The sequence below is a fragment of the Synechococcus sp. BMK-MC-1 genome (assembly GCF_014279955.1).
GTDB lineage: Bacteria > Cyanobacteriota > Cyanobacteriia > PCC-6307 > Cyanobiaceae > Synechococcus_C.
Window position 1 is genome coordinate 2,017,906 of the sequence record NZ_CP047939.1, and the last position, 24,844, is coordinate 2,042,749.

The 24,844-nt window shown below is 63.2% G+C and carries 24 protein-coding genes; 7 read left to right on the forward strand and 17 right to left on the reverse strand.

Going from position 1 to position 24,844, the window contains the following annotated elements; genetic code table 11:
* Nucleotides 1–17 precede the first annotated feature (17 nt).
* Nucleotides 18–266, forward strand: a complete 249-nt coding sequence (locus tag SynBMKMC1_RS11490; RefSeq protein ID WP_186471846.1) for a hypothetical protein — start codon at nt 18–20, stop codon at nt 264–266.
* Here SynBMKMC1_RS11490 and SynBMKMC1_RS11495 read toward each other — a convergent pair.
* The 9 genes from SynBMKMC1_RS11495 to SynBMKMC1_RS11535 form a co-directional block, all read right to left on the reverse strand.
* Complete coding sequence (locus tag SynBMKMC1_RS11495; RefSeq protein WP_011933849.1) at nt 263–445, reverse strand: hypothetical protein; 183 nt, start codon at nt 443–445, stop codon at nt 263–265. The two genes, SynBMKMC1_RS11490 and SynBMKMC1_RS11495, sit on opposite strands and share 4 nt — an antisense overlap.
* 156 nt (nt 446–601) lie before the next feature.
* Nucleotides 602–1,237 (reverse strand): peptide-methionine (S)-S-oxide reductase MsrA, encoded by a 636-nt coding sequence (gene msrA / locus SynBMKMC1_RS11500; RefSeq protein ID WP_186471847.1) that lies wholly within the window; start codon nt 1,235–1,237, stop codon nt 602–604.
* Nucleotides 1,237–2,430, reverse strand: a complete 1,194-nt coding sequence (gene lpxB, locus SynBMKMC1_RS11505; protein ID WP_186471848.1) for a lipid-A-disaccharide synthase — start codon at nt 2,428–2,430, stop codon at nt 1,237–1,239. The genes msrA and lpxB overlap by 1 nt, the downstream gene beginning before the upstream one ends.
* On the reverse strand, nt 2,430–3,284 hold the full coding sequence (gene lpxA / locus SynBMKMC1_RS11510; protein ID WP_370593958.1) for an acyl-ACP--UDP-N-acetylglucosamine O-acyltransferase: 855 nt from the start codon (nt 3,282–3,284) through the stop codon (nt 2,430–2,432). The genes lpxB and lpxA overlap by 1 nt, the downstream gene beginning before the upstream one ends.
* Nucleotides 3,285–3,286: 2 nt before the next feature.
* Entirely contained in the window at nt 3,287–3,757 is a 471-nt protein-coding gene (fabZ, locus tag SynBMKMC1_RS11515) for a 3-hydroxyacyl-ACP dehydratase FabZ (protein ID WP_255440126.1), read from the reverse strand.
* A 5-nt stretch (nt 3,758–3,762) separates the two neighbouring features.
* Nucleotides 3,763–4,617, reverse strand: coding sequence for a UDP-3-O-acyl-N-acetylglucosamine deacetylase (gene lpxC, locus SynBMKMC1_RS11520; protein WP_186471850.1), 855 nt, complete (start codon nt 4,615–4,617; stop codon nt 3,763–3,765).
* Nucleotides 4,617–6,911, reverse strand: coding sequence for a BamA/TamA family outer membrane protein (locus SynBMKMC1_RS11525; RefSeq protein ID WP_186471851.1), 2,295 nt, complete (start codon nt 6,909–6,911; stop codon nt 4,617–4,619). Before SynBMKMC1_RS11525 ends, lpxC begins: the two co-directional genes overlap by 1 nt.
* A 46-nt stretch (nt 6,912–6,957) precedes the next feature.
* On the reverse strand, nt 6,958–7,710 hold the full coding sequence (gene purC, locus SynBMKMC1_RS11530) for a phosphoribosylaminoimidazolesuccinocarboxamide synthase (RefSeq protein WP_186471852.1): 753 nt from the start codon (nt 7,708–7,710) through the stop codon (nt 6,958–6,960).
* The gene (locus SynBMKMC1_RS11535) at nt 7,707–8,711 is read right to left on the reverse strand and encodes a hypothetical protein (protein WP_186471853.1); all 1,005 of its coding nucleotides are present in this window, start codon (nt 8,709–8,711) and stop codon (nt 7,707–7,709) included. The genes purC and SynBMKMC1_RS11535 overlap by 4 nt, the downstream gene beginning before the upstream one ends.
* A gap of 101 nt (nt 8,712–8,812) precedes the next feature.
* Here SynBMKMC1_RS11535 and purD point away from each other — a divergent pair, with 101 nt between their 5' ends.
* Both purD and SynBMKMC1_RS11545 read left to right on the forward strand, forming a co-directional pair.
* Nucleotides 8,813–10,129 (forward strand): phosphoribosylamine--glycine ligase, encoded by a 1,317-nt coding sequence (gene purD, locus SynBMKMC1_RS11540; RefSeq protein ID WP_186471854.1) that lies wholly within the window; start codon nt 8,813–8,815, stop codon nt 10,127–10,129.
* A gap of 24 nt (nt 10,130–10,153) precedes the next feature.
* Complete coding sequence (locus SynBMKMC1_RS11545) at nt 10,154–12,199, forward strand: ATP-binding protein (RefSeq protein WP_186471855.1); 2,046 nt, start codon at nt 10,154–10,156, stop codon at nt 12,197–12,199.
* Here SynBMKMC1_RS11545 and kaiC read toward each other — a convergent pair whose 3' ends face one another.
* From kaiC to SynBMKMC1_RS11560, 3 genes are all read right to left on the reverse strand, one after another.
* Nucleotides 12,200–13,738, reverse strand: a complete 1,539-nt coding sequence (gene kaiC / locus SynBMKMC1_RS11550) for a circadian clock protein KaiC (protein WP_186471856.1) — start codon at nt 13,736–13,738, stop codon at nt 12,200–12,202. It abuts the gene before it with no gap.
* A gap of 66 nt (nt 13,739–13,804) precedes the next feature.
* On the reverse strand, nt 13,805–14,164 hold the full coding sequence (gene kaiB / locus SynBMKMC1_RS11555; RefSeq protein WP_011933861.1) for a circadian clock protein KaiB: 360 nt from the start codon (nt 14,162–14,164) through the stop codon (nt 13,805–13,807).
* Complete coding sequence (locus SynBMKMC1_RS11560; RefSeq protein ID WP_186471857.1) at nt 14,161–15,057, reverse strand: circadian clock protein KaiA; 897 nt, start codon at nt 15,055–15,057, stop codon at nt 14,161–14,163. The genes kaiB and SynBMKMC1_RS11560 overlap by 4 nt, the downstream gene beginning before the upstream one ends.
* A 126-nt stretch (nt 15,058–15,183) precedes the next feature.
* On the opposite strand from SynBMKMC1_RS11560, the gene rplU reads away from it, so the two are divergent.
* A complete protein-coding gene (gene rplU, locus SynBMKMC1_RS11565) occupies nt 15,184–15,558 on the forward strand; it encodes a 50S ribosomal protein L21 (RefSeq protein WP_186471858.1) in 375 nt (124 codons plus the stop codon).
* Between the two features lie 41 nt (nt 15,559–15,599).
* On the forward strand, nt 15,600–15,869 hold the full coding sequence (rpmA, locus tag SynBMKMC1_RS11570; RefSeq protein WP_011933864.1) for a 50S ribosomal protein L27: 270 nt from the start codon (nt 15,600–15,602) through the stop codon (nt 15,867–15,869).
* On the opposite strand, the gene SynBMKMC1_RS11575 is transcribed toward rpmA, so the two are convergent.
* On the reverse strand, nt 15,844–16,341 hold the full coding sequence (locus tag SynBMKMC1_RS11575; RefSeq protein WP_186471859.1) for a DUF2127 domain-containing protein: 498 nt from the start codon (nt 16,339–16,341) through the stop codon (nt 15,844–15,846). The two genes, rpmA and SynBMKMC1_RS11575, sit on opposite strands and share 26 nt — an antisense overlap.
* Nucleotides 16,342–16,349: 8 nt before the next feature.
* Nucleotides 16,350–17,108 (reverse strand): bifunctional 2-polyprenyl-6-hydroxyphenol methylase/3-demethylubiquinol 3-O-methyltransferase UbiG, encoded by a 759-nt coding sequence (locus tag SynBMKMC1_RS11580; RefSeq protein ID WP_186471860.1) that lies wholly within the window; start codon nt 17,106–17,108, stop codon nt 16,350–16,352.
* Nucleotides 17,109–17,187: 79 nt separating this feature from the next.
* Between SynBMKMC1_RS11580 and truB the strand changes: the two genes are divergently transcribed.
* Both truB and SynBMKMC1_RS11590 read left to right on the forward strand, forming a co-directional pair.
* Complete coding sequence (gene truB, locus SynBMKMC1_RS11585; protein ID WP_186473447.1) at nt 17,188–18,090, forward strand: tRNA pseudouridine(55) synthase TruB; 903 nt, start codon at nt 17,188–17,190, stop codon at nt 18,088–18,090.
* Between the two features lie 53 nt (nt 18,091–18,143).
* Nucleotides 18,144–18,887: a YebC/PmpR family DNA-binding transcriptional regulator gene (locus SynBMKMC1_RS11590; RefSeq protein WP_186471861.1), complete on the forward strand. Its 744-nt coding sequence runs from the start codon at nt 18,144–18,146 to the stop codon at nt 18,885–18,887.
* A 17-nt stretch (nt 18,888–18,904) separates the two neighbouring features.
* Here SynBMKMC1_RS11590 and SynBMKMC1_RS11595 read toward each other — a convergent pair whose 3' ends face one another.
* Genes SynBMKMC1_RS11595 through SynBMKMC1_RS11605 form a run of 3 tightly spaced genes read right to left on the reverse strand, consistent with a single transcriptional unit; the run spans nt 18,905 to nt 24,803 of the window.
* Nucleotides 18,905–22,594: a hydantoinase B/oxoprolinase family protein gene (locus tag SynBMKMC1_RS11595; RefSeq protein WP_186471862.1), complete on the reverse strand. Its 3,690-nt coding sequence runs from the start codon at nt 22,592–22,594 to the stop codon at nt 18,905–18,907.
* Nucleotides 22,591–23,400, reverse strand: coding sequence for a glucosamine-6-phosphate deaminase (locus SynBMKMC1_RS11600; RefSeq protein ID WP_186471863.1), 810 nt, complete (start codon nt 23,398–23,400; stop codon nt 22,591–22,593). Before SynBMKMC1_RS11600 ends, SynBMKMC1_RS11595 begins: the two co-directional genes overlap by 4 nt.
* Entirely contained in the window at nt 23,391–24,803 is a 1,413-nt protein-coding gene (locus SynBMKMC1_RS11605; protein WP_186471864.1) for a SpoIID/LytB domain-containing protein, read from the reverse strand. The genes SynBMKMC1_RS11600 and SynBMKMC1_RS11605 overlap by 10 nt, the downstream gene beginning before the upstream one ends.
* Nucleotides 24,804–24,844 lie beyond the last annotated feature (41 nt).

Sequence of the window (24,844 nt, forward strand, 5' to 3'; positions counted from 1 at the left end):
GGCCGTCACCGCACGTCATGGCTTCCAAACCCCTGCGTTGGTACATCCGAGCCCAGCTGGGGGTGCTGCTGCTTCCCGCCGGGCTTTGCCTGTTCGGGGAAGCGGTGAGTCGGCGCATCGTGCAGATGCTTGGTCAGGATCGAGGCCCCTGGTTCTGGTACGGAACCCTCAGCCTGATCGCCATCAATGCTGGCGTGGGGCTGATGATCGAATCCGGCCTGCTGCGCGGCTACCCGGACCGGCGGTCTGATCAGGCATCTCCCTAGGAGGCCACCGCGGCGGTCTCAATCACCGACAGCGGATGCTCGAGCGCATGTATCTGCCAACGGGCCCGCTCTGAGCAGCTGGCCATCACCCGATCAAGATCGTCGGACGCCTGCTTCGGCGATGGGTACGGGCCCACGTGACGGGTCACCAGACCGTCCTTGATGGTCAGCAGATACATACAGACCTCCTACGCGTCCCGAGGTCATGGTACGCAGATCGATCGGGGAAGAGGAGGGGGTAAAACCCGCACCTTCACTGAGAAGTCAGTGAGTCAAAGCGAATCAACGACTACAGAATTTCCACAGAATTCGCTAAGCCAAGTGGACCGCCGTTGTCAACGCTTCGCCGGTGTACTCCAGGCAGCGCCGCTGCGGGCCTTGCTGCCCCACACCTGATCCAGCCGGCGATCACGACCGCAGCTGAACCGGTAGAAGCGGTAGCGGAGGGAGTTGTTCTTGGCGTAATTCTGGTGATACCCCTCGGCCGGCCAGAACTTCTTGAGAGGCTTGATCTCCACCTTGAGCTTCGCTTCTGGCACCCCCAGCTCTCTGGCGGCCGCAGCGCGGCTGGCGCGGGCAGCCTGGGCCTGCGCCTCACTGTTGGTGAAAATCACCGGCCGATAGGAATCGCCCCGGTCGCAGAACTGGCCGCCGCCATCGAAGGGGTCCACATTGCGCCAGTACGACTGCAGCAGGCGGGGGTAGCTGATCTTGGCCGGATCAAACCGCACCTCCACCACCTCCTGGTGCCCCGTGGTCTCGCTGGTCACCTGCCGGTAGGTGGGCTTGGCCACGCTTCCGCCGCTGTAGCCACTCTCAACCGACAGCACCCCGGGAAGTTTCTCCAGGTCACTCTCCAGACACCAGAAACATCCCCCGGCAAGCACGGCGTTTTCCACGGCCGCGAACACGGAACCAGGAGCCCCGAGAAGCAGAGCTCCCACCATGAACAGAGGCAGAACGAGGCGCATCACAAGGCGGTTGGGGTGGGGGGAAGCTGGTCGAGAATGGCGCAGGCGGCGCGATCGGTCACGCCGGGTTCGCCAAGCCTTTCTGTGAGCCGTTTGTAGCCACTCAGCATGGCCTCCCGCGCCTGAGGATCATCCAGAAGCGGCGCCGCAAACTCCACGAGATGGTCGGCATCGAACGCATCCTGGAGCAGCTCCGGCACCAAGCGCTCATCCAGCAACAGATTCACCGGAGAGATGTGCTTTACCTGAAAGCGCAGCAGGTGACGGGCCACCCAGGCCGTGACCCGGCTCACCCGGTACCCCACCACCTGGGGCACTCCATGGAGCGCTAACTCCACATTCACCGTGCCTGATTTGCCCAGGGCCAAATCCGCCGCCGCGAACAACCACGGCTTCAGGGTGTCGGCCTCTGCGGCCGACACCACGGAGGCCCGCACACCAGCAGCGGCTAGGGCCTGCTTGAGGGGCTGTTCAAAGGAGGCCAATCCGGCCGGAACCATCACATCCAGTGAGGGATCCCGGGCCTGAAGACGGGCTGCAGCCTGCACCAACACCGGCATCAGGTACTTCAACTCCTGGGGCCTGGATGCAGGAAACAACAAGAGCAGCCGGCCTTCCGGCGGCAACGACAGCCGCGCGCGGGCGGCTGCCCGGTCCGGACGGCTGGCCACACTGTCAAGCAGGGGATGGCCAACCCAGGTCACGTCTGCCCCACGACTGGCATAAAACGAAGCCTCCTCCGGGAAAATGGCCAGAATCCGGTCGGTGAACTTCAGCAGCTGGGTGGTGCCGCCGTCACCGATTCGCCAGGCCCACTCCTGCGGTGCGATGTAGTACGTGATCGGAACCGTCGGCAACCGCCGCCGCAAGCTGTTGCCCAGGCGCACATTCGCCCCCATGTAGTCGATCAACACCACCCCATCCGGTGGACGCCGCTGCAGCACTTGATCCACGCGGGCCTGCAGCTTGAGGGTGGGCATCACCAGAGGCAGGGCCTCCCACAGGCCAATCGCCCCCATCGGCGCCGTATCCGCAAGCAGTTCCGCTCCAGCCGCCTGCATCCGGCTCCCGCCGAGAGCCAGCACTTCCAGATCCACCCCCCTGAGGGCAGCCTGCCGGTGCAGGGCCTCGATCAACAGACTTCCCTGCAGATCACCGGACACCTCACCGGTGCTGATCAGCAATCGCACCATCAGCGAGAGCCGAGGGCCGGCATGGGGCCACGGCGCCCGGGCGCAATGGAGCGCTCCAGGAAAGAACAGAGATGATCCGCCAGCGGCAGCAAGGACTGCTCCCGGGCCAGCTTGAGGCCATCGGCGATCACATGCTCCGAGCGGTACAGCAACGACCAGATCTCCTGCAGTTGCTTGAGGTCCTGGCCATCGTCCTTGCGATCAAGCCCCCGCCGGCGCAATCCCACCCGGTTCAGACCGCGAACCCGACCAGGGTGTCCCTCCACCAGGCAGTAAGGCGGCACATCCCGATCCACCCGGGTCATGCCGCCCACCATCGCCATGCCACCGATCTGCACGAACTGATGAATGCCCAGGCAACCACCGATCACCGCCCGGTCTTCGATCAACACGTGACCCGCCACCTGGATGCTGTTCGACATCACGATGCCATTGCCCAACTCACAGTTGTGGCCGAGGTGGCAGTAAGCCATCAGCAGGTTGTGATCTCCGATTCGGGTCTGCTCCCCCTCATCGGTGGCTCTGTTGATCGTGACGCACTCGCGGATGGTGTTGTGATCGCCGATCACCACCTCCGTGGGCGCACCTTTGTATTTCAGATCCTGGGGTTCCTGTCCCAGACAGGCACCGGGATAAACCTTGTTGTGTTCACCGATGATCAGTCGCCCATCAAGCACGGCATTGGGGCCAATCCAGGTATGAGCACCAATCCGCACGTCGGGGCCCACAACCGCGCCAGGACCGATCACCACGCCAGCCGCAAGCTCAGCGCGCGGATCAACCACAGCGAGGGGGTGCACCTGGGCGGGCCGGTTCTCGGCAGTCACAACAGTGGAACGCTGTTCGCTCATCATCGTCAATCCACGAGCGAGAACATCAACTCGCCGGAACACACCAGCTGGCCATCCACTGTGGCTTCCGCCTTCACCTTGCCAAAGCGCTTGCGCTTAAGGCTGAGCAGCTCACAACTGATGCGCAGCTGATCACCAGGGACCACTGGCCGGCGAAAACGCACGCCGTCAATGCCGGCGAACACGAACAGTCCCTTTGGCAGATCAGGCATCTGGGTGACGATCAACCCGCCCACCTGGGCCATCGCCTCCACGATCAGCACGCCGGGCATCAGCGGTCGGGCTGGGAAATGCCCTTGAAACTGGGGCTCGTTCAAGGTCACATTCTTGATGGCGACGGCCTTTTCACCAGGAACGTGCTCCAACACCCGATCCACAAGGGCAAAGGGGTAGCGGTGCGGCAACAGACCCATGATCTGCTCCGCATTGAGCACGGGCTGGGACGACGCGATGTCGTTGGCGGAGGAAGAGGTCAAAACAGTCAGGGCTGAACAGGGGAACGATCGGCCAGGGCCGCCGCCAGGTCGGTATGCAGACCGTGGGAGCCGCGGTAGACCAGCACCTGCGCGCGCGGGAATCCCACGAGCGCCAGATCACCGATCAGGTCCAGCAGCTTATGGCGCACCGGTTCATCCGGGTAGCGCAGTGGTGGGTTCAGCCAGTGCTCTCCATCACAAACAAGGGCATTATCAAGTGCTCCACCCTGGATCAATCCAGCGGCACGCAGCTGTTCCACCTGCTCCCGAAAGCCGAAGGTACGAGCCGGGGCGATCTCGTCGACGAAACGCTGCGGCGTGAGCTCCAACGCGAACTGTTGCCGGCCGATCGCGGGCTGGGGGAAATCAATCACGCCCACAACACTGAACTGCTCGGCCGGAGTCGCGGTGATCACACTGCTGCCGCGATGCAGGGCGAGCGGTTGCTCGAGCATGGGGCGCTGCGGCCTCCAACCGGAAACCTCCTGCAGATCCGCTTCAGCGATCGCCTCCACCCATCCAAGGGCTGAGCCATCAAGAAGAGGAATCTCCTCTCCTTCAACCTCGAGCAGGGCATGGGTAAGCCCGCACCCCGCCAGAGCGGCCAACAGATGTTCAACCGTGGCCAAACGGCGGTCCCCAAGTTCAAGGGTGGTGCAGAGCTGGCTGTCACGCACCTGAGACGGCTCGAGCCGCACGGGGGCTGCGGCATCTGACGACCACTGCACCCACACGCCCGGATCGGCCGACGGCTTCAGCGTCACCGACACGGGTTGGCCACTGTGCAAACCAATGCCACTGCGGCGCACAGGCCCCGCCAGGGTCCAGGCACCGTCGTAATCAACGGGCCAGCGAACCATCAGAACTTCCAGCCCACACCAAGATTGAAGCGCCACTCCCCGGTGAAGTCCTGGCTGGCCACTTCCAGTCGCAGCGGACCGACAGGCGTGGTCACGATCACACCGATACCAGGGGAAACACCGGATCCAGGCTTCTTGAGCAGTTGACCGGGCTTGCCTGGAACACTGGCCTGGGATCCGAAATCCGTACCGGCATCGAAGAACACCTCGCCGGAGAAGATGCTGATGATCGGGAAGCGGTATTCGATCGTGGCTTCACCGAAACTGCGGCCCACCGCCAGGTCGCAGTCGAACCAACCACGCACCGAGTTGGAACCACCCAAACAGAAGGCTTCGTAGGGGGGCAATTGCCCCACGATCGTGCCGGCCTTCACCTGGAAGGCGAGCGCCTGGGGACAGTTCTCCTTCTCACCGGGTTTGGGTCGGCATCCCTTGAACAACTTGAGCCACTTCACAGGAATGAAGTGGGTATAAGTGGTGCGGAAGCGGTTGAAGGTTGGTGAATTCGCTCCGATGGACACGTACTGCTCCGTGCCGAAACTGAAGAAGTTGCCGGAGGTGGGATTGCGCCCATCGTTGAGGGTGTTGTAAGTGGCCGCAAAACGCACACTGGCCAGGTTGTTTTCGTCCGCGCAATCAAAGGCAACGCAAATCACCTCGTCGTTGGGAATGCGGCCGTCGCGAATGTTGCCGCTGGGCACGCCGTAGGGGCGGGTGTCGCCGTTGAAATTGATCGGCCGCACATTCTGGAGATTCACACCGGCAAGCACCTGCCAGGGCACCTTCTTGAACGGATCCCCCCCATTGAGAGGTCTGGCGAAAATGATGTTGCCTCCCACCCGCTGCAGGGCGACGGAATCCCCTTCGAAATCAAACCAGCTCTCTTCGGGGAACTGCTTGCTGGCCTGGGCCACATTGTTGAAGCGCCGGTCTGCAGGGTTGTTGTCATTCCTGATGTCGTAGGCGTACTTGGAGTTGTTGTCCTCGTAATCCGTCACGGTGACGATGTCACCCTCGTTCTGACTCTGGAACACCTGGGGAACTTCCCGGCTCAAAAAGATGGACGTCCGGAAGGATGTGCGGTGCTTGTCTCCCTTGATCCACGGATCGGTGAAGGTGAAGTTGGCGAGCCCGCCGAACTGGCCATAGGTGATATTGAGCGCCAGATTCCACGCACGGCCGAACAGGTTGCTGTCCGAGAGCTGCACCTGACCGAACACACCCTGGCTCTGGCTGTAACCCAAACCACCGGAGAGAGAACCAGTGGATTGCTCCACAATGCCGAGCACAATGGTGATATTGCCCGGCTCCCCAGCCACAGGCTTGAGGGTCACCTTGATGTCGCTGAACAGCGAGGTGCTGTAGAGGCGCTTGATGTCCTCTTCCAGTTGTTTGCGGTTGAAAGGTTCGCCCGGCTCAATCGAAATTTCGCGGGTCACCACCCAGGGTTTGGTTTTGCCCTTCAGCGGCTCGCCCTTGTCGTCGGTGGTTTCGCCTTCCTTGGTGATGAACTCAACTTGGACGCCATCAACGGTGCCGATCAACACCTTGAGTTGCACCACACCATCAGGGCTGACACGGGTCGGCCCACTGACCCTGGCCAGGGAATACCCCTCGTCGGCATACCACTTCTGCAGCTCCTTCATGCGCAGCTGCAGCTCGTTGAGGTTGAGCGTGCGTCCGTAGTCGGAGCTGAACGTGTCCTCGATCACCTCCGGCTCGATTTTGTTGTCGTCTGGCTCCAGCTCCACCCGGGTGAGCACCGGATTGGGCACCACCTGCACCACCAGCTGCACACCGAGCGGACCGTTGATCGGCTCGATGCGTACATCGGAAAACCAACCAGTGGCATAGATGGCGTCGAGGTCGAGCTTGAGCTCCTCCCGGGTCACCCGGCTGCCCGGACGCACGCTCATCGCGTCGTAGGCCGCCAACTCGAGACGTTCCTGCTCCGGATGGTCGGCGATGCCTTCAATGATCACCTCAGTGATCAACACCCTGGGGCTGGCGGGAGCCTGGGGAAGCGTTTCTGCCGCAGGTGCTTGCTCAGCAGGCGCGGTTTGAGCCGGCGCCGCCGGCGTCACGTCGATCTCTTCAGTCGTGCTCTGCTCGACCTCAACTTCTCCAGAGTCACCGCCGGCCTGAACCGCTTCGGTTTCAGAGGCCTCAACTTGAACTGCTTCAGCCTCCGCCTGCGCCCTGGCCGGAAGGGCCATCAGCGGCAGCGATAGCGCCACTCCAAGAACGCTCCGCCGAACGGTTGTCCTGGTTCGGCGGGAGGAGAAGGTCACCATGGGGGAGACGGAAGTCGGCCGGGCAGGCCACAAACGTCTGGAGAACCTACCCGCAGTTCCTGGGTTCTGGGCATGCCCCTTGTACCCGTTTGCAGACCTCCCCGTAGGCCTCGATCACGCCGCCGAGATCCTTGCGGAATCGATCCTTGTCGAGAATGCGCTCATTGGCATCGGTGCTGCTGAGGTCCCAGAGGCGGCAGGTATCAGGACTGATCTCATCAGCAACCAGCAGCTCACCGGCCTGATTCAGGCCCAGTTCCAACTTGAAATCCACCAGCTGCAAGCCCAGGTCTTTGAAAAACGGCTGCAGCACAGCATTCACCTGACGGGCCAGCGCCTCCAGGCGCTGGCGTAGCTCCGCACTCACCACACCAAGCAGGGCGATCCGGGCATCTGTGAGCAGCGGATCTCCCAGCGCATCATCTTTGTAATAAAGGTCGAGCAGGGCGGGATCGAGGGCTGTGCCCTGGGGGATCGGGGTTTCTCGGCACAGCGAACCGGTGGCCGTGTTGCGCAGCACCACCTCGATCGGGATCACCTCCACACGCTGCACCACCATCCAAGTGGCATCGGCAACACCCACGTAATGCGTGGGGATGCCATGGCGCTCGAGCAGCTCGAACAGGCAGGCCGAAATCTGGCAGTTCAGTCGGCCCTTGTGCTCGAGCTGGGCTTTCTTCTGGGCATTGAAAGCGGTGGCGTCGTTCTTGAACTCCACCAAAACCTGCTGGGCGTCTGCGCTGGCATAGATGCGTTTGGCTTTGCCTTCGTAAAGGAGCTCGCCGTGGGACAGGGTCATGGCTGTGCGGAGAAAACGGTCGCGTCGGCCTCGAACGCCTCTGATTCTCCCAGTGCAGCATGCCCTCCCGGCGCGCGCGGGGAGCGCAGCTCCTGATCCAGTTGCTCCCGTTGACCCGGCGTCAACACCGGCGCATCGCGGTCGAGATCCAAGAGGGTGAAGCGATCATCCACCCGCGTGGCCAGGCGGCGCAGACGCTCGCGCGGACGATCGCCACTGCCGCCGTTCTCCAACTCCAGCGTCAGCTGGAGTTGGAGAAGATCCTCCGCCAAATTCCAGGCCTGCACAGCAGCCGCCTGATCCAAAGCCGCTTCCAACAGCGGCCCGCTGCGCTCCGGTTCCAGCTCACCCAACAGCTCGGACGCCAAACCAAGCCGGCGGGCAGCTGCCTCTCCGGTACGACGCCCAGCCAGCAGGGTGATCACAGCCTCAGCTGCGTCGCCGTTGGCGATCTGGTGATCCGCGAGCACATCAAGACCAGACCGCGTTAACGGCTGCCCGCCATCATCCAGCCCCACCACAAGCGCTTCAGCCTCCAGTCGGGAAGGATCGCCTTCAGCCAGGCGCAGGAGGGCCAGGATCGCCCGCTCCTGATCCAGAGCCGCAGCGGCCGCACGCCAGGAGAGCAGCAGCCACTCCCTGCGCTGCTGGCCTGGCGCTGGGCCGTAGCGACTGAGCACCACAGGCACACTGTCGGGCGCCTTGCACTGCATCAGCGCCCGAGCGTTGGCCATCACCACCGCAAAGGGCTGGGGAGCCGGTGCTACCTCCATCAAGCGATTGCGCAACAAGCGCAATCGCTCCTCCAGCCCGAACTGAGCGGCATCCGCACAGGCCAGCTCCAACGCAGGAAGATCGCCCTCGAGCAGCACAGCCTCGAAGGCTTCCGGCGCCATCGCCTGCTCCAGCACCGGAGCCGCATCGTTCTGAAGCCGTGGCTCCTCCACCGGAATCGGGGTTGCCGCCAGCAGAAGCGTCAGGGACAGGGGAAGAAAACCCATGGGCCGGCAGGCGCTCAACAAAGATGGATGGATCCGATCACGATCGTCGACCGTGATCGGGCGTTCAAACCTAAGGGTCTTCGACCATCACGCCTGCCTCCATGGCCCATTCCAGCCCCCGTCCTCAGTCCCTGCCCCCCCTGCACCGCCTGCTTGTGGTGGGCGGTGGCGGCCGGGAGCAGGCCCTGGCCTGGGCGCTGCGCCGTTGCCCAGGGGTCAACGAGGTCTGGGTCACCCCGGGCAACGGCGGCACCTTGGATCTGGAAGGCTGCCGCGCTCTCGGGATCAGCGAGCTGGATGCCGACGGCCTGATCGCGCACTGTCGCGACCATGCCATCGATCTCGTGGTGATCGGCCCGGAAGCCCCCCTGGCCGCTGGGGTGGCCGATCGCCTGCGGGAAGCCGGACTGGCGGTGTTCGGACCGGGTGCCGATGGTGCACAACTGGAGGCCAGCAAAGCCTGGGCCAAGCAACTGATGCAGGAGGGAGGAATTCCCACTGCCGGGCACTGGGCTGTCTCGGAACTCCCCGAAGCACTGGCCGTGCTCGATCGCCTGCAGCGGCCTTTGGTCGTCAAAGCTGATGGTTTGGCCGCCGGGAAGGGGGTCACCGTGGCCGAGACCATCGAGGCCACTGCAGCAGCGATCCAGGAGGCCTTCGCAGGCCGGTTCGGCAGCGCCGGCGAACGCCTGGTGCTCGAAGAACGTCTGCAAGGACCTGAGGTCTCCGTGTTCGCCCTCTGCGATGGCGAACGCATGGTGCTGCTCCCCCCCGCCCAGGATCACAAACGTCTGCTCGAAGGAGATCGGGGTCCCAACACCGGCGGCATGGGCGCCTATGCCCCAGCCCCGCTCCTCGACGCCGCCGACCTCGAGCAGGTGAGGGCGCAGGTGCTCACGCCAACGTTGCGTGCCCTGCGCAACCGCGGCATTCAGTACAGGGGTGTGATCTACGCCGGCCTCATGCTCACCGCGACCGGCCCCCAGGTGATCGAATTCAACTGCCGGTTTGGGGATCCGGAGTGCCAAACCCTGATGCCGCTGATGGGGCCGGAACTGGCCCAGGTGCTTCAGGCCTGCGCCCTGGGATGCCTGGATCTGGCCCCAGCGCTCACCATCACCGAGGCCTGCAGCGCCTGCGTGGTGACCGCCGCCGAGGGCTACCCCGACGCACCGAAAAAAGGGGATGTGATTCGCCTGGAGCCGGATGACGATCCCCAGCGCCAGCTGTTCCACGCCGGGACCCGCCGGGATCAAGACGGTCGCCTGCTCACCAGTGGAGGGCGGGTTCTGACCCAGGTGGCCCAAGCTGACACGTTCGACCAGGCCTTTGCTCGCGCGTACCAGGCCCTGGAAACGGTGGACTACAGAGGAATGCAATACCGCAGGGACATTGGTCATCAGGTGCGCCGGTCTTAGGCTCAGCCAACGCAAGTCGGAGCCATGGCCAGCGAACCAGCGACGGCCTCGAACGATGGCCGGGCCTCATGGGCGGTGATCGACTCCAAGCCCAGTGACGACCAAAACTGGAAAGAGCGCATTAGCGCTTGGTGGGCCGAATTCAGCCTTCAAACCAAACTGCTGGCGGTGGCCACCCTGGTGGTGAGCCTGATGATGACGGGCATCACCTTCTTCGCGCTCAATGGCATCCAGCGCGATGCCGCCATGAACGACACCCGCTATGCCAGGGATCTCGGGCTCCTACTCGCGGGCAATGTGAGCGAACTCGTCGCCGAAGGGCGCGATCGGGAATTGGCCAATGTGGCCGAAACGTTCTGGCGATCCAGCCGAAGCCTCCGCTACATCTTTTTCGCCGATCCGGAAGGAATCGTCTACCTGGGGATTCCCATTAGCGGAAGCGATAGCACCTCAGATGGTGATCTCCGCCTGAATCGACGCCTGGAGCTCCCCGCGGAAATGCGCAACCGCCCCAAGAACCCACTGGTGCGGCAGCACATCACCCCCCAGGGCCTGGTCACCGATGTGTTCGTTCCCCTTGTGGAACAAGACCGCTATCTAGGTGTGTTGGCCCTCGGGGTGAACCCCAACGAAACGGCTCTCGCGAGCGCGGCCCTCACCCGGGAGGTAACGGTGGCGGTGTTCATCTCCATCTGGGTGCTGGTGATCCTGGGGGCCGTGTTCAACGCCCTCACCATCACCCGACCGGTGAAGGAGTTGCTTCGCGGCGTGCGCTCGATCGCCGATGGCGACTTCCGCGCCCGTATCGGCCTCCCCGTGGGCGGTGAACTTGGCGAACTGCTGGATGGCTTCAACGCCATGGCTTCCCAGCTGCAGGTTTACGACGCAGCCAACATCGAGGAACTGCAAGCCGCGCAGGTGAAACAGGCCTCGCTCATCGCCACCATGGCGGATGGCGCCGTTCTCCTCGATGGCGATGGACGGATCGTGCTCGCCAATCCAACAGCTCGGCGTCTCTTCCGCTGGGAAGGACGCAACCTCGAGGGGAAAGACTTTCTCAACGAACTCCCCGAGCTCCTCGCCGTCGAACTGCATGAGCCACTCGAGGCCGTCTCGAGCAACCGCACCGACACCAACGAGCTGCGCAGCAGCATCGGTGATCCAGCACGAACCCTCCGTTTCGTTCTGCAAGCTGTGCGGGAACCCAGTGGAGAAACCCTGAAAGGCTTGGCGGTCACGATCCAGGACCTGACCCGCGAAGTGGAGTTGAACGCGGCTCAGAGCCGCTTCATCAGCAACGTGTCCCACGAACTGCGTACGCCTCTGTTCAACATCAAGAGCTACGTGGAAACCCTGCATGACATGGGGGATCTGCTCAGCGACGAAGACCGACACGAGTTTCTGGGCATTGCCAACGCTGAAACCGATCGCCTGACGCGACTGGTGAATGATGTGCTCGATCTATCGCGGTTGGAATCCAGCCGCAGCGTCACCTTCGCGCCGATTGAAGTCCGTCCAGGACTGGAGCAAACCCTGCGCAGTTATCAGCTCAATGCATCCGACAAGCAAGTGGAACTGAGCCTTGAGGCGGATCCAAACCTCCCCGACATTCTGGGCAACTGGGATCTGCTGCTCCAGGTGCTCGACAACCTTGTGGGCAACGCTCTCAAATTCAATCGCAAAGGCGGTCAGCTGATGATCCGTGCCTACACCTGGCCAGACAGTTGCCAGATGACACCAGCGCACCCGGAAAGCGAAGGGCCAACCTGCCCACTCGCTTCACCGCTTCCGCGCATGCGCGTCGAGATCTGCGACACCGGTTACGGCATCAATCCCGACAATCAACAGCGGATCTTCGAGCGTTTCTACAGAGTTGAAAATGCCGTGCACACAGAAGTGGGGACCGGTCTGGGCCTGTCGATCGTGCGCGGCATCCTCGAAAAGCATGGAACCGAAATCCGCATGGCCAGTGAACCCGATGTCGGCACTACCTTTTGGTTTGATCTACCGCTGGCTCAGGAAGATCCCGACGAATTGCAGTGGAAGGCTGAACGGCAGCGAGAAGCCTGATCAGGCATCGGGATCCACGCCCCGGGCAATGCGCAGGAGTTCGCTGCGCTCGTCGGTGGTCACGCGATGGGGAACGCCGGAGATGATCCGCTCGAAATTGGAGAAGGAGTCCTTGATCTGAGGACCATTGCCCGTGATCACGAATTCGCGGATCCCTTTGTCGTGCCATGAGCCGCGCATTTTGAACACGTTCAGAGCCCGGGCCATCTCCCCACGGATTTCCACGTATTGCAGAAGCAGGATCGTGTCGGTGATGGTGGAGATATGGGAATCCGTGATCGAGTGGCTGCCCATGAACTCTTCGGAGGTGTTCGTGAAGAATCCGGCGATCTCCTCCTGCTTGGCATAACCGGTCACACCGATCACAAACTGGCGGAAGGCGTTGTGACTGACGCCACGGGCCAAAGCAGAGAGCGAGTCAATCGCCATCCGCGAGGGCTTGAACTGACTGATCTCGGTTTTGATGATCTGCAGGTGATCTTCCAGACCTGTCGACTCGGGATAGGCACAGATGATCTTCAGCAGCCCGTCCTGCTCCATCTGCTCGAAGTCGATGCCCCAACTGGTGGCGTTACGCAGCAGCTGGGCGCGTGATTCCTCGTAGGCGAACAGGATGGCCCGCTCTTTATTCCGGCAGGCATCCTCGATGAACTTCGACACCAGCAGGGTCTTGCCGGTTCCGGTGGCACCGGTGGCGAGAATGATGGAGTCTTTGAAGAAGCCACCCCCGCACATTTCGTCGAGCCGCGGCACTCCGGAGCTGACCCGCACATTCGAGGAGCGCTGGGTGAGGCGCATCGCTCCGAGGGGGAAGATGCTGATGCCATGGGCTCCCATGGTGAAAGGGAACTCCCCCTTCATGTGCGTGGTTCCCCTGAGCTTGAGGATCTCCACCGTGCGCCGGCGACGCTCGCCCTCGAGCACATTGCGCAGAATCACCACGTTGTCGGAGACGAATTCCTCAACGCCGTAGCGAGCGATCGGGCCGTACTCGTCGATCCGCTCCGTGGTCATCACCGTGGTGACACCAATCTCTTTCAGACGGGCGATCAAGCGAAAGATCTCACGACGAACCACAAACACCGCGTCGTACTGCTGGAACACCGCCGTGATCGAATCGATGGCCACCCGCTTGGCCTTGTATTTGCGAATGGCGTAGTTGATGCGTTCGATCAGACCCGACAGATCGAAGCTTCCGGCCACATCCTGACCATCGGGATCGGGTGATGCATCAAGGATGAAGAGCTTGTCCTGCTCCACCATCTCCTGCAAGTTCCAACCAAAGCTGGCGGCGTTGCGCAGGATATCGAGGGGCGACTCTTCAAAGGTGACGAAAATTCCCGGCTCATCAAAGTGAGCGATGCCGTTGTGCAGAAAGTGCAACGAAAAAACGGTCTTACCAGTTCCGGACGTTCCGCTGATCAAGGTGCTGCGACCGATCGGCAGACCGCCTTGACAGACATCATCGAAGCCCTCAATCCCTGTTGGGAGCTTCTGAACCTGCATCTGTGGCGAACCACTGGAGCTGGAGATCTGCATGATGGCGAGCTTATGGAGAAACGCTAAAGAGAAAAACGAAGCAAACGGTCAAGCACACGGTCTGGCTTAAGAATCTGAATCCGTTGTGTCTGCATCTTCCAACGCATCCATCAGCGTCGATGTGAGGCTGTTGTCGGCAAGTTCGTCGTAGAGAAGGTCCAGACCGATCAGCACCCTCTCCCGATCCGATAGATCACCGATGATGCGGCGCACCGGAGGAGGCAGGATTTTGGAGAGCGTCGGTGTGGCCAGGATCTTGTCTTCTTCCGCCAGCTGCGGGTTCTTGAGAACGTCAATCACTTTGAGGGCGTAAACGCCTTTGAATTCCGTTTCAAGAATGTTGCGCAGGGTTTTCAAAGCACGCATCGAGTTGGGCGTGTTCCCAGCCACGTAGAGCTTGAGGATGTAGGTCTTCCGTGGGCTCATGAGGACACCTCCGAATCCATCAGGGAGCGGCGTTGCTCTGACGGGACCGCCAAAGCGACCTCGGGGGGAATGGAGCGCCGATACATCTCGCAGAGATGGGCCATGACGTCGAGCAGAGCGAGCCGATAGTCCTGAAGAAAATCGTTCTTGTGCCCTTCAAGTCTGAGTTGCTTCCAGAACTCGTCAATCAGATTCATGTGGATCTCCACAGTGCGGGTGATGGGCAGGTCGCCGAAGAAGGCCGTATTCACAAAACTCTCCAGGGCCTGGTTGGCTGCGGCCGGATCACGGAAGTAACTGATCAGCAGATCGCGGTAGGTGCGCTGCAGGGACCGCAACAGCTCCCGCTGCTCATCAGGGGGGAGGTTGGCCAGAAAACGGGATGGGTCCCGCTTGTAAAACACACCCAGGTAGCCCAGGCGCTCCTGAAGACGGCTCGAGAGCTTCCACGCACTGCTTTCGCTCTCGGCGGAGGACGGTGCGTTCGCATCCGATCCATCCTCCGGCCTTGCTTCCTTCTGGCCCTGGCGCAGAAACCGGGAAATGGCGGCGTCCACGTTGTATCCCAGCTGCTCAAGCTGATCCACAGGAAGATGCACCTCCTCCGGGTGGTAGTCCACCCGCCCCATCAGTTCTCCAACCACCACAGCCGGGAAGAGCAACCCGCCGCGACGCAGACCTTCGCGGGTGGTCTCGTCGAGAAGCGACTGCTCAATGACCACCGCATCCACCGCTTCACGCTGATGGGCCAGGACTTCGAGAAGTCCTTCACCGGAGGCGGCCTGGTGCAGATCCACAGGCTTGTAACGGTTCACGGGCAGCCACTGCGTACAAGCATCCACAAGCTCCTTTGTGGTGAGAAGCAAAGCGATCGTGAGTGCTGGACGGGCCATCCACCGCGCAGGGTCCTGAGCTGAATCTTGACGAAGGGGACAGCGAAGGCCGAAGATCTTTGTTTGTCTTTCGATTGCGGTTCAGGCCAAATCGGTTCACCGAGCCTGACCGCGTCCTTTCGTTTCATGGCCGAAACCAGCACCAGCCAATCCCCCGCTCCCGACACCGGCACCTACGCCATCGTTGAGGCCTCAGGTCAGCAGTTCTGGCTGCAACCCAACCGTTATTACGACCTCGACCGCCTTCAGGCTGATGTCGATGCCACGGTCACGCTCGACAACGTGCTCCTCGTGAAGGACGCCAAGGGAACAACCCTCGGCAAGCCCTATGTGAAGGACGCCAGCGTTGAGCTGAAAGTGATGGCCCATCGCCGCGGCCCCAAGGTGATCGTCTACAAAATGCGACCCAAGAAGAAAACCCGTCGTAAGAATGGTCACAGGCAGGAACTCACCCGGGTGATGGTTCAGTCCATTTCCGTCGGCGGCAAGTCCATCAGCTGATTCGAACCACCCTCAGCCCCTTCACAAACTTCACCCACCCCATGGCACATAAGAAAGGCACAGGTTCAACCCGCAACGGACGCGATTCCAATTCCAAGCGCCTCGGCGTGAAGGCCTATGGCGGCGAAAGCGTCACCGCCGGATCCATCCTGATCCGCCAGCGCGGCACATCCGTTCTCCCCGGTGTGAATGTTGGCCAGGGCAAAGACGACACCCTGTTCGCTCTGACCGACGGCGTGGTGAAATTCGAAACCATCCGTCGCGGCCTGCGCAATCGCAAGCGCATCAACGTGGCCACCGCAGCCGGCTGAACGGCGCAGTCGAGTGATTCCGGGATGAACGCATCGCCTGTTTCAAGGTGACGACCATTCCGAGAACCGTGAGCCCCAGGACGATCGCCGTTCTGGGGCTTGGTTCATGGAACAGATGGGCAAGTTCCAGTGGCAGAGCCAGCGCGAGCACACCCACCAGGAGCCACTCACCCCAATGCCGACCGGTCCAAGTGGCCCAAGCAGCCAACAGGATCAGCCCGGAGTACACCGAGGATGCAACCGCCAGCCGCAGCAGGCGCGTGGGACCCAGAACAGTGCCCTTCTCCGCCATGTGGGAGAGCAGTTCGCGATCGGCTTGTCCCCAGGTCTGGGCGAAATCCGACAGTTCGGCGTAGTGGCTTTGACCGAAGAACGCAGCAAGGCTGATCGCCAACAGAACGAGCGCGAGCAGGACTTTTTTCAAGACGATCAGCTTGATCAGCCAACGTCCTTGGCCCTGGGACTGCGCCATCGGATTGCTCAGGTCTCGAGCGGACGGTAGACCCTGGTTGTGATCAACAAGGGGTGGAAGACCTCCAGAAAATGCCCTTGGAGGCAACGGAAGAAGCTGTCGACAAGCTCTGGATCGTCGAAATGGAAGGGGTACTCACCCTCATGTCCTTTGAAGAAATACCAGTTCAGAACGGCCCGTCCACCAGCCCGTAGGCGGCGATGAAACTCCATCAGCTGGCCGGCCGGATCGGGCAGATGCTCCAGCACATCCAGACAAACCACCGTGTCGAAACTCTGACCGGGAAGGCTCTCGAGATCGCGATGCACGGAGAGCCGATCTTCAAGACCGAGCGCTGCCGCGCGCTGGGCAACAAACGCGCGGTTCTGGGGATTGAGATCCACAAACCACACGTGCCGAACGTCGCTCAACCCAGCGGCCGCGAGGGCATGGGTGCCGATGCCCCCTCCGAAATCCAGCACATCCCCATGGGCGAACTGTTGCTGCAGGTGCAGGGTGTCGGCGATGTAATCAGCACTGCTGAGATGCCAAGCCGCCAACTCGAGCAAGTGGCCTGTGCCCACAGTGTCTTCATAAAACATCTCCGCGCGCTCGGGATCAAAAGCACCGGGATGCATGGCCGCCAGATCCTCCTTGCTCTGAGGCAGCCGCTGCTCCACCTCAGCCTTTGACAGGGAGAGATAGGAGGCGAGGTGATCCTTCACTGAAAAACCACTGCCCAGAAACTCCTGGATCGTCACGTCTCCGGTCGCAATCTCTGGCTGCATGACCTGCCTGCTGATGCCGGCAAACTTACGTGCGAGCCAGGTGCCACAGTCGAAACCCTGCACCATTCCTGCCCTGCCGTTGACTGCGCCCCTTGGCTTTGCCGTGATCGACAAGCCGGCTGGCCTCACCTCCCACGCCTGCGTCGCTCGGATCCGGCGCCTGCTCGGCATCCGACGGGTCGGCCATGGCGGCACCCTGGATCCAGCGGTGACAGGAGTTCTGCCGATCGCCGTCGGGCAGGCGACCCGCTTGCTGCCCTATCTCCCCGGCGAGAAGACCTACCGGGGAGTGATCCAGCTGGGCATCACCACCAACACTGATGACCTTGAGGGAGAGATCAGCTCACGCCAGCCCTTGCCGGCCCTGAGCAGCACCGAGCTGGAGCAGGCGCTTGCCCCATTCCGCGGCCTCATCCAACAGCGCCCGCCGCAGGTCTCAGCCGTTCATGTGGATGGCGAACGCGCCCATGCCAGAGCGCGGCGCGGTGAACAGATGGATCTGCCGGAGCGCGCCATCACGATTCACCACCTGCACCTCCTCAATTGGTGCCCGGAACAGGGGCAATTGCGCGTTGAAGTGCACTGTTCAGCAGGCACTTACATCCGTTCGCTGGCCAGAGATCTGGGCCAGAACCTGGGCTGTGGGGGCTGCCTGGCCAGCCTGCGCCGCACCCAGGCCCTTGGGTTTCAAGACGCGCAGGCGATCCCCCTGCCAGAGCGGCCAGAGTCGGGGGCCACCGCGACAGATCCACCGGCGCTACCTCTGCTTCCTCCGCAGGACGCCCTCGCGCACCTCCCGCAGCGGCGCCTATCCGCCCGTGAGCAGGAGGACTGGAGCTGCGGACGGCGGATCACCCCGGGAGCCAACCAGGAGAGCGACGCGGTGGTGGTGCTCAGCGAGGAAGGGCGCATGCTCGGCCTGGGCGTGCCGGATGGGACGGGTGGGCTGCAACCAAAAGTCGTGTTCGAAGCCCGAGGCTGACCTGAAGACGGGTCAGTACCGTGCTGTGCCAGAGACGGACGTCAGCGCATCCGATGGCCGGCCACAGCAAATGGTCCCAGATCAAACGCACCAAGGCGGTGGTGGATGCCAAACGGGGCGCAGTGTTCACGCGGATCGGCCGCGAGATCACCGTTGCAGCCAGACAGGGGGCTGATCCCAATGGCAACTTCCAGCTCAGAACGGCCATTGCCAAGGCCAAGGCCGCCGGCGTTCCAGCTGGCAACATCGAGCGGGCGATCGCCAAGGGATCAGGGCAGGGCGGAGAGGCCATCAAGCTGGAATCCATCCGCTACGAGGGGTATGGCCCAGGCGGCGTGGCCGTTCTGGTGGAAGCCCTCAGCGACAACCGCAATCGCACGGCGGCGGAGCTGCGCCTCGCCTTCAGCAAACACGGCGGCAACCTCGGCGAAAGTGGATGCGTCAGCTACCTGTTCCAGCATCGGAGCGAGGTGAGAATTGAGGCTGACGCAGAGCGCGAAGAAGCGCTTCTGGAAAGCTTGCTGAGCCTCGAAGCCGATGGCTATGAACTCGGCGACGACGGCCAGGCCCTGGTCCATGGCCCCTTCGAAGTCCTCGAGTCCCTGCAGAACGGGCTCAGGCAGCAGAGCTGGCAGGTTCAGGAGTGGACCCATGCATGGCATCCCCTCACCCAGGTGGTCCCCCAGGATCCAGACACCACCCGGCAGTGCCTCAAGCTTCTCGAGGCACTCGAGGACCTGGATGACGTGAACAGCATCAGCACAAACCTGGAGATCGACGACGCCTTCGTGCCTTGAGCCGATGGAGGGTCCGCTCAGGGGGCAGACGCCGTTGTCGCCACTCCCCAGCCTCCGCCACCAGGGGTCGCAATCAACAGACGATCCCCTGGCTGCACCTCCAGTTGGGCGCATCCCTGAAGCGGTTCGCAGGAACCAGTCGCGCGGGTGAGACGCGCAGCCCCGGGCGCGCCATCCTCGCCACCCTCAAGACCAAAGGGCGCCACCAATCTTGAACCCGACAGCAGCGCCGCTGTCATCGGTTCCAGGAATCGAAACTCCCGCACCAGGCCATCGCCCCCGGGCCAACGGCCGGCACCACCACTGCCAGGGCGGAATCCGAAGCGCTCCAGCCTCACGGGAAAGCGTTGTTCGAGGATTTCAGGATCCGTGAGCCTTGAGTTGGTCATGTGGGTCTGCACACCACAGGACCCAGGGAAGCCCGGACCCGCGCCGCCGCCGCCTGCGATCGTTTCGTAGTACTGCCGCCGCCCATCACCAAAGGTGAGGTTGTTCATCGTGCCCTGAGCCGCCGCCATGGCACCCACTGCGGCAAACAGAAGGTTGCAGAGCGCCTGGGAGGTTTCCACATTCCCCGCCACCACCGCAGCAGGCGGTCGGGGATTGAGCAGACACCCCTCCGGCACCACCAGGGTCAAGGGCTGAAAACAACCGGCATTGAGGGGGATCGGCTCCTCCACCAGGCAGCGCAGCACATACAGCACGGCGGCCTTGGTGACTGCCAGCGGAGCATGGAAATTGTGATCGCCTTGCAGAGAGCTGCCGCTGAAATCGAGCACCGCTTCACGACGGTGCCGTTGCACCCGCAACGCCAGCCGCAGCCAGGCCCCGTTATCCAGCTGCACCTCGCAGTGCCGCTCTTGCAAACGATCGATCAGGCGGCGAACGGTGCTCGCGGCGTGGTCTTGCACATGCTGGAGATAGCGACCCACGCGCGCTCGCCCCTCAACTTGAAGCAGCGTTTGGAACAGCTGCAGTCCGAGGTGGTTCGCCGCCACCTGAGCTTGCAAATCAGCCCAGAGCAAATCCGGAGCCCTGAGGGGGAAGGGCTGCTGGCGCACCAGCTCAGCCCAGCCGTCTTGATTCAGAACGCCCTGTTGCATCAGCCACCAGTTGCGCACCAGCAACCCTTCCTCGCTGATCCGCCTGCTGAAGGGGGGCATCGACCCCGGGGTCAGTCCCCCCACATCCGCGTGGTGCCCGCGGCAGGCCACGAACGCAAACGGTGCATCCAACCGATCGCTGAACACCGGCGTGATGGCGGTGATATCAGGCAGGTGGGTGCCGCCGTGGAAGGGGTCGTTGCTGATGATCGTGTCGCCGTCCCGCAACGCAGGACGGTCGCCCCGGCGCACCTGCAGCAGCAGATCGGCCACCGCATCACCCATGGAGCCCAGATGCACGGGGATATGGGGAGCATTGGCCACCAGGGCACCCTCGCCATCGAAGAGGGCGCAGGAAAAATCAAGCCGTTCGCGGATGTTCACCGAGCGACTGGTCTGACGCAGCCGCTCTCCCATCCGTTCAGCGATCTGCATGAACCGGTGATGGAACAGGCTCAGATCCACAGGATCGGGGCTCTGCGGGGGGCAAGATTCGCGACTCGCAGCGGCAGGCATCGCCGCACCCCCTGGTAGCGCCCCATCCATCTCCAGCGACAGGCTCCCGTTCGGCAGTCTCCGGGCTGACCAACCAGGCTCCAGCACAGTTCCAGCGGTGGGATCGAGGATCAAGGCCGGGCCCTCCAGGCGCTGATTCACGGAAAGCTGCAGCCGTTGCACCACCGGAACGGCACACCATCCGCGCTGCGGCCAATGCACCATCGCTGCATCAGGAACGCTGGCGAGAGTGCCGGCAGGCCCTAAGCATTCGTCCTGGCCCTGCGCCGAGAGCTCCGCCGCAGCCAGCACCTCCACGTCGATCCGCTCCACCACCAACCGGGTGTCGGGAGCTGGGGCATAGCCGAAGCGCTGCTGGTGCGCCTGGGCAAAGGCTGCCCGCAGATTCTCCAGGGAAGGCTGTTGCGGAGGAGGCTCAAGAGCGATGAGCAGTCCCTGCTCCGCGGCCCCATCCCGCAGTTCCAGATGGACCCGCTGCTCCCCCACCACCACGGAACGACCGCACACCTGCTTCAGGGCAGCGTGGGCCAGGGCCAGCTGTTCGGCGACCAGGGCTGGCAACCGAGTCAGGCAGGCGCCATCGAGGGGCTCGCGCACCGCCGACTGCCGCAGCTGCCGCGGACGGGCCTGACCAATCCCATAGGCCGAGAGCACCCCGGCCAGGGGATGCAACAACACCTGGCGCAGCCCGAGGGCAGTGGCCACGCGACAGGCCAACTGGCCGGCCGCACCGCCATAGGCGACCAGGACGCCCCCGCGGATGTCATGACCGCGGAACAGAGAGACCTGACGGATGGCTGCTGCCATGGCCTCAACCGCGAGGTCGAGGGCCCCTTCCGCCAAAACCTCCGGTGTGCGCTGCAGCGATTCAGCCAGAACAGCGAACTTGTTCTGCGTGATCGCCAGGTTCGGATGGGCATCACGATTCGGACCAAACAACGCCGGGAAAGCCTGAGCCTGCAGCCGGCCCAGCAGCAGATGGGCATCGGTGATGGTGAGGGGTCCACCCCTGCCGTAACAGGCGGGGCCTGGATCGGCGCCGGCCGAGCGGGGCCCCACCAACACCCGTCCGCCATCGTCGTGGATGATCGAGCCCCCCCCGGCAGCCACCGTGTGAATCGGCAATCGCGATGCCGTGAGCAGCAAACCGGCGATCTCTGTTTCGGGGCTGCGGTCCCAATCGCGATCGGCCGCACCTGCCGGCAAGCAGAACACATCGGTGCTCGTGCCTCCCATATCCACGCCCACCAGGGGGAGATGCCCCACACCGGCCTGTTGGGCCGCAGCCACGGCACCAACCATGCCCCCCGCCGGCCCAGACAGGATCGTGTCCTTGGCCAGCAGAGACGTTGGGGCCTGCAGGCCTCCACTGGAGGTCATCACCCGCAGCCGGGGGCGTCCCTGCAGCGCAGCCTGTACCTGGTTGAGGTAGGTCTGCAAAACCGGCCGCACAGCAGCCTCCACCAGGGTGGTTTGGCCCCTGGGAACCAGTCGGGGCAGAGGGCTCACCTGGTGGGAGCCAATCACCGTCTCAAAGCCAGCGGCGAGCACCGCCTCCGCCAGGGCCCGTTCATGGGCTGGCGTCCGCCAGGCATGCATCAAGGCGATGGCACAACTGCGCAGACCCGCGGCGCGATGGGCCTGCAACCGGCTGATCAGAGCGGCATCGATCACCAGCGGCTCCAGCTCGCGCCCCGCCGCATCCAAACGTCCCGAGACCCCCTCAACTGCCGCGATCAAGGAAGGAGACGGGGGAATCTCCAACGCGAAGAGGTCCCGCCGGTGCTGATCACCGATGCGCAGCAGGTCGGCCAGGCCCTTGTTCGTGAGCAACAGCACGGGCTCCCCCTTGCCCTCCAGCAGGGCATTGGTGGCAACGGTGGTTCCCAGTCGCAGCTCCTCGATGCCTGATGGGGAACCGAGGCCTTCCGTCGCCATGAGCGCCTGGATCGCATCCACCGCCGGATCGCCCTCCAGGCCAGGCTGCACCGACAGCACCTTGCGCACGATCAGCCCTCCGTCAGGCCGGCGTGCGACCACATCGGTGAAGGTGCCGCCGCGATCAATCGAGAACTGCCAACGCGTCACGGTGCCGAAAGACGGGCATAGGCGGCATCATCCACCCACACGTGCACCTGGGGATGCTGCTGAAGCCAGCTGGCGGGAATCAGATCAGTGCTGGGCTCCAACAAGGCCGCGCGCAGAATCTCCGCCTTGGCGCTGCCGGTCACGATCAGGTGAATCACCTCGGCACTGAGAATCTCCTGCAACCCGAGGGTGATCGCCTGCTTGGGCACAGCCTCGGAGTCACCGCCGAAGGCGTCAGCGTTCTGAATCAGCGTCGCTGCCTGCAACGTCACCACGCGGCAAGGACTATCCACCCCTGAGGGCGGTTCGTTGAAGCCCACATGGCCATTGCTGCCCAGGCCAAGAAGCTGGAGGCCGAGTCCCCCGGCCTGCTGCAAAGCCGTGCTGTAACGACGGGCCTCCAAACCTGGATCGCTGGCCCTGCCGTCAGGAAGTCTGACCCGGTCGGTCGGCAGATCCAGGGGACCCGCCAGGTGGGTCTGCATGTAGGCCGCAAAGCTGCGCGGATCCCCGACCGGCAGCCCCACGTATTCATCGAGGTTGAAACTGCACCAGTGCTCCCGTAGCCACTGCAGATCAAGCGCAGGCCAGCGCTTCAGCCGCGCACAGAGCGCCGCATAGAGAGGCTCCATGGTGCGGCCGGTGGCCAGGCCAAGAGGACGGAAGTGTTGCTGCTGAACACCCGTCTGCAGAGACGCATCCAGCACATCCACCACCGCATCCATCAGCGCAACGGGATCAGGGCGGCGCTGAACCGAGATGGACGGGGGAAGCTTCGACACAGATCGGGCGGGGATCAACCCCACCAGGCTGGCTCCGGTCCTGGGCTGAATGCCAGCGATGGATCATCGCTCGGCCGGTAGGGACGAATCTGCACCCCTCGGTAGTAGTGAAGAAGAATCTGGCGAAAATCAGCCCCTTGCTCAGCAAGACCGTGGGCTCCCCATTGGCTCATACCCACACCGTGCCCATACCCCTGGCCTTGTGCTTCGAGCACAAGGCTGTTTGAACGATCAAGGCTGTTCGGGCGGTCGTGGCTGTTCGGGCGGTCGTGGTTGCTGAGAGTGAGAGGCATCTGCAGCGGTGGTGGCGGTGGCGGTGGTGGCGCAAGCCCCGGATCCGCAGCTTCACTGGAGCCACTGGCCGAATCGCTCCAAAGGCCGATCAGAGCCGGCCGCGCGCGGGCTGGTTCGGAATCCAACGGACGTGCTGGAGAGAGCTCCCTGTCGCCACCGCTCACCATGGCGAAACGCACCATCGTGCTTTTGAGGCCAAGCCGCTGACGCAGCTCACGCCCTGACAGAACCAACGCCCCTCTCGGCCCCTGAATGCGAGCCGAGCGCACCCGCCCGGTGGAACTGGTGCTCAGAACACGCACTGTCTCCACTCCGCCGGTCTCCTTGAAGAGCCGTTGAAGATCGCCGCCATCGAAGCGCTTGTTCCATCGGTGCACAGGGCTGTGGTCGTCGTGATCGCGAACGCTCACCAGATAGGGCAGTTGTTGGCGCCACACCTCTCCGCTGGGCTCGGTCGCCCCACCCGAGCTGCTGTGGAACACCGCATTGATCAAACGGCCGCCATGCACCAGAACCAGCGATCGGGTGGTATCGACGGCCTCCCGAGTGCGTGGGGTCTCCGATTCGACGCCCTTGTACACCTGGCTGGCAACGGTGGCTTTCACATCGAAGTCGCCCTTTTTGCCCCGCTGCCGGAGGGCGTAGGTGCGTGCGGCAACCGCTTGGGCCTGGAGCGCAGGGAGCGGCCAGCTGGCCGGCATCTCACTGCCCACCACACTGGGCAGATAGGTCTCGATCCCAAGCCTGTTGATGGCCAGCACGCGACCGCCCCGGGGCAGAAGCAGCACATCCCCGCGGTAGCGCCGCTGGCCGAGCCAGAGGCCCCGGGGATCATCCGTGGACACGCGCAGGGATGGCGCTTGACCCAAACCATCGAGAAGCAGGGAGCCGCCACGGAGGCTGACCGACAACCGCTGCAGAGAGCGCTCCTGTCCTCCGAGGCCGCGCACCCGCAGCGGCAGCGCAGCATCGGCCCTGAACTGCAGCGTCTGTGCTTCGGCAATAAGAACCCGCATCATCGGCTCCTGGGCGGTCACCGCAACCCGCGGCTCACCCGCAAGGGCAGCGACGGCAAGGGGCGCCAGCGCGACAGCCCTGAGCACTGGCCGCAGGTTGGAGACGAACGGGGACACTCCAGGCACCGATGGGCGCCCAGTGTGCCCCTCCTGTTGCC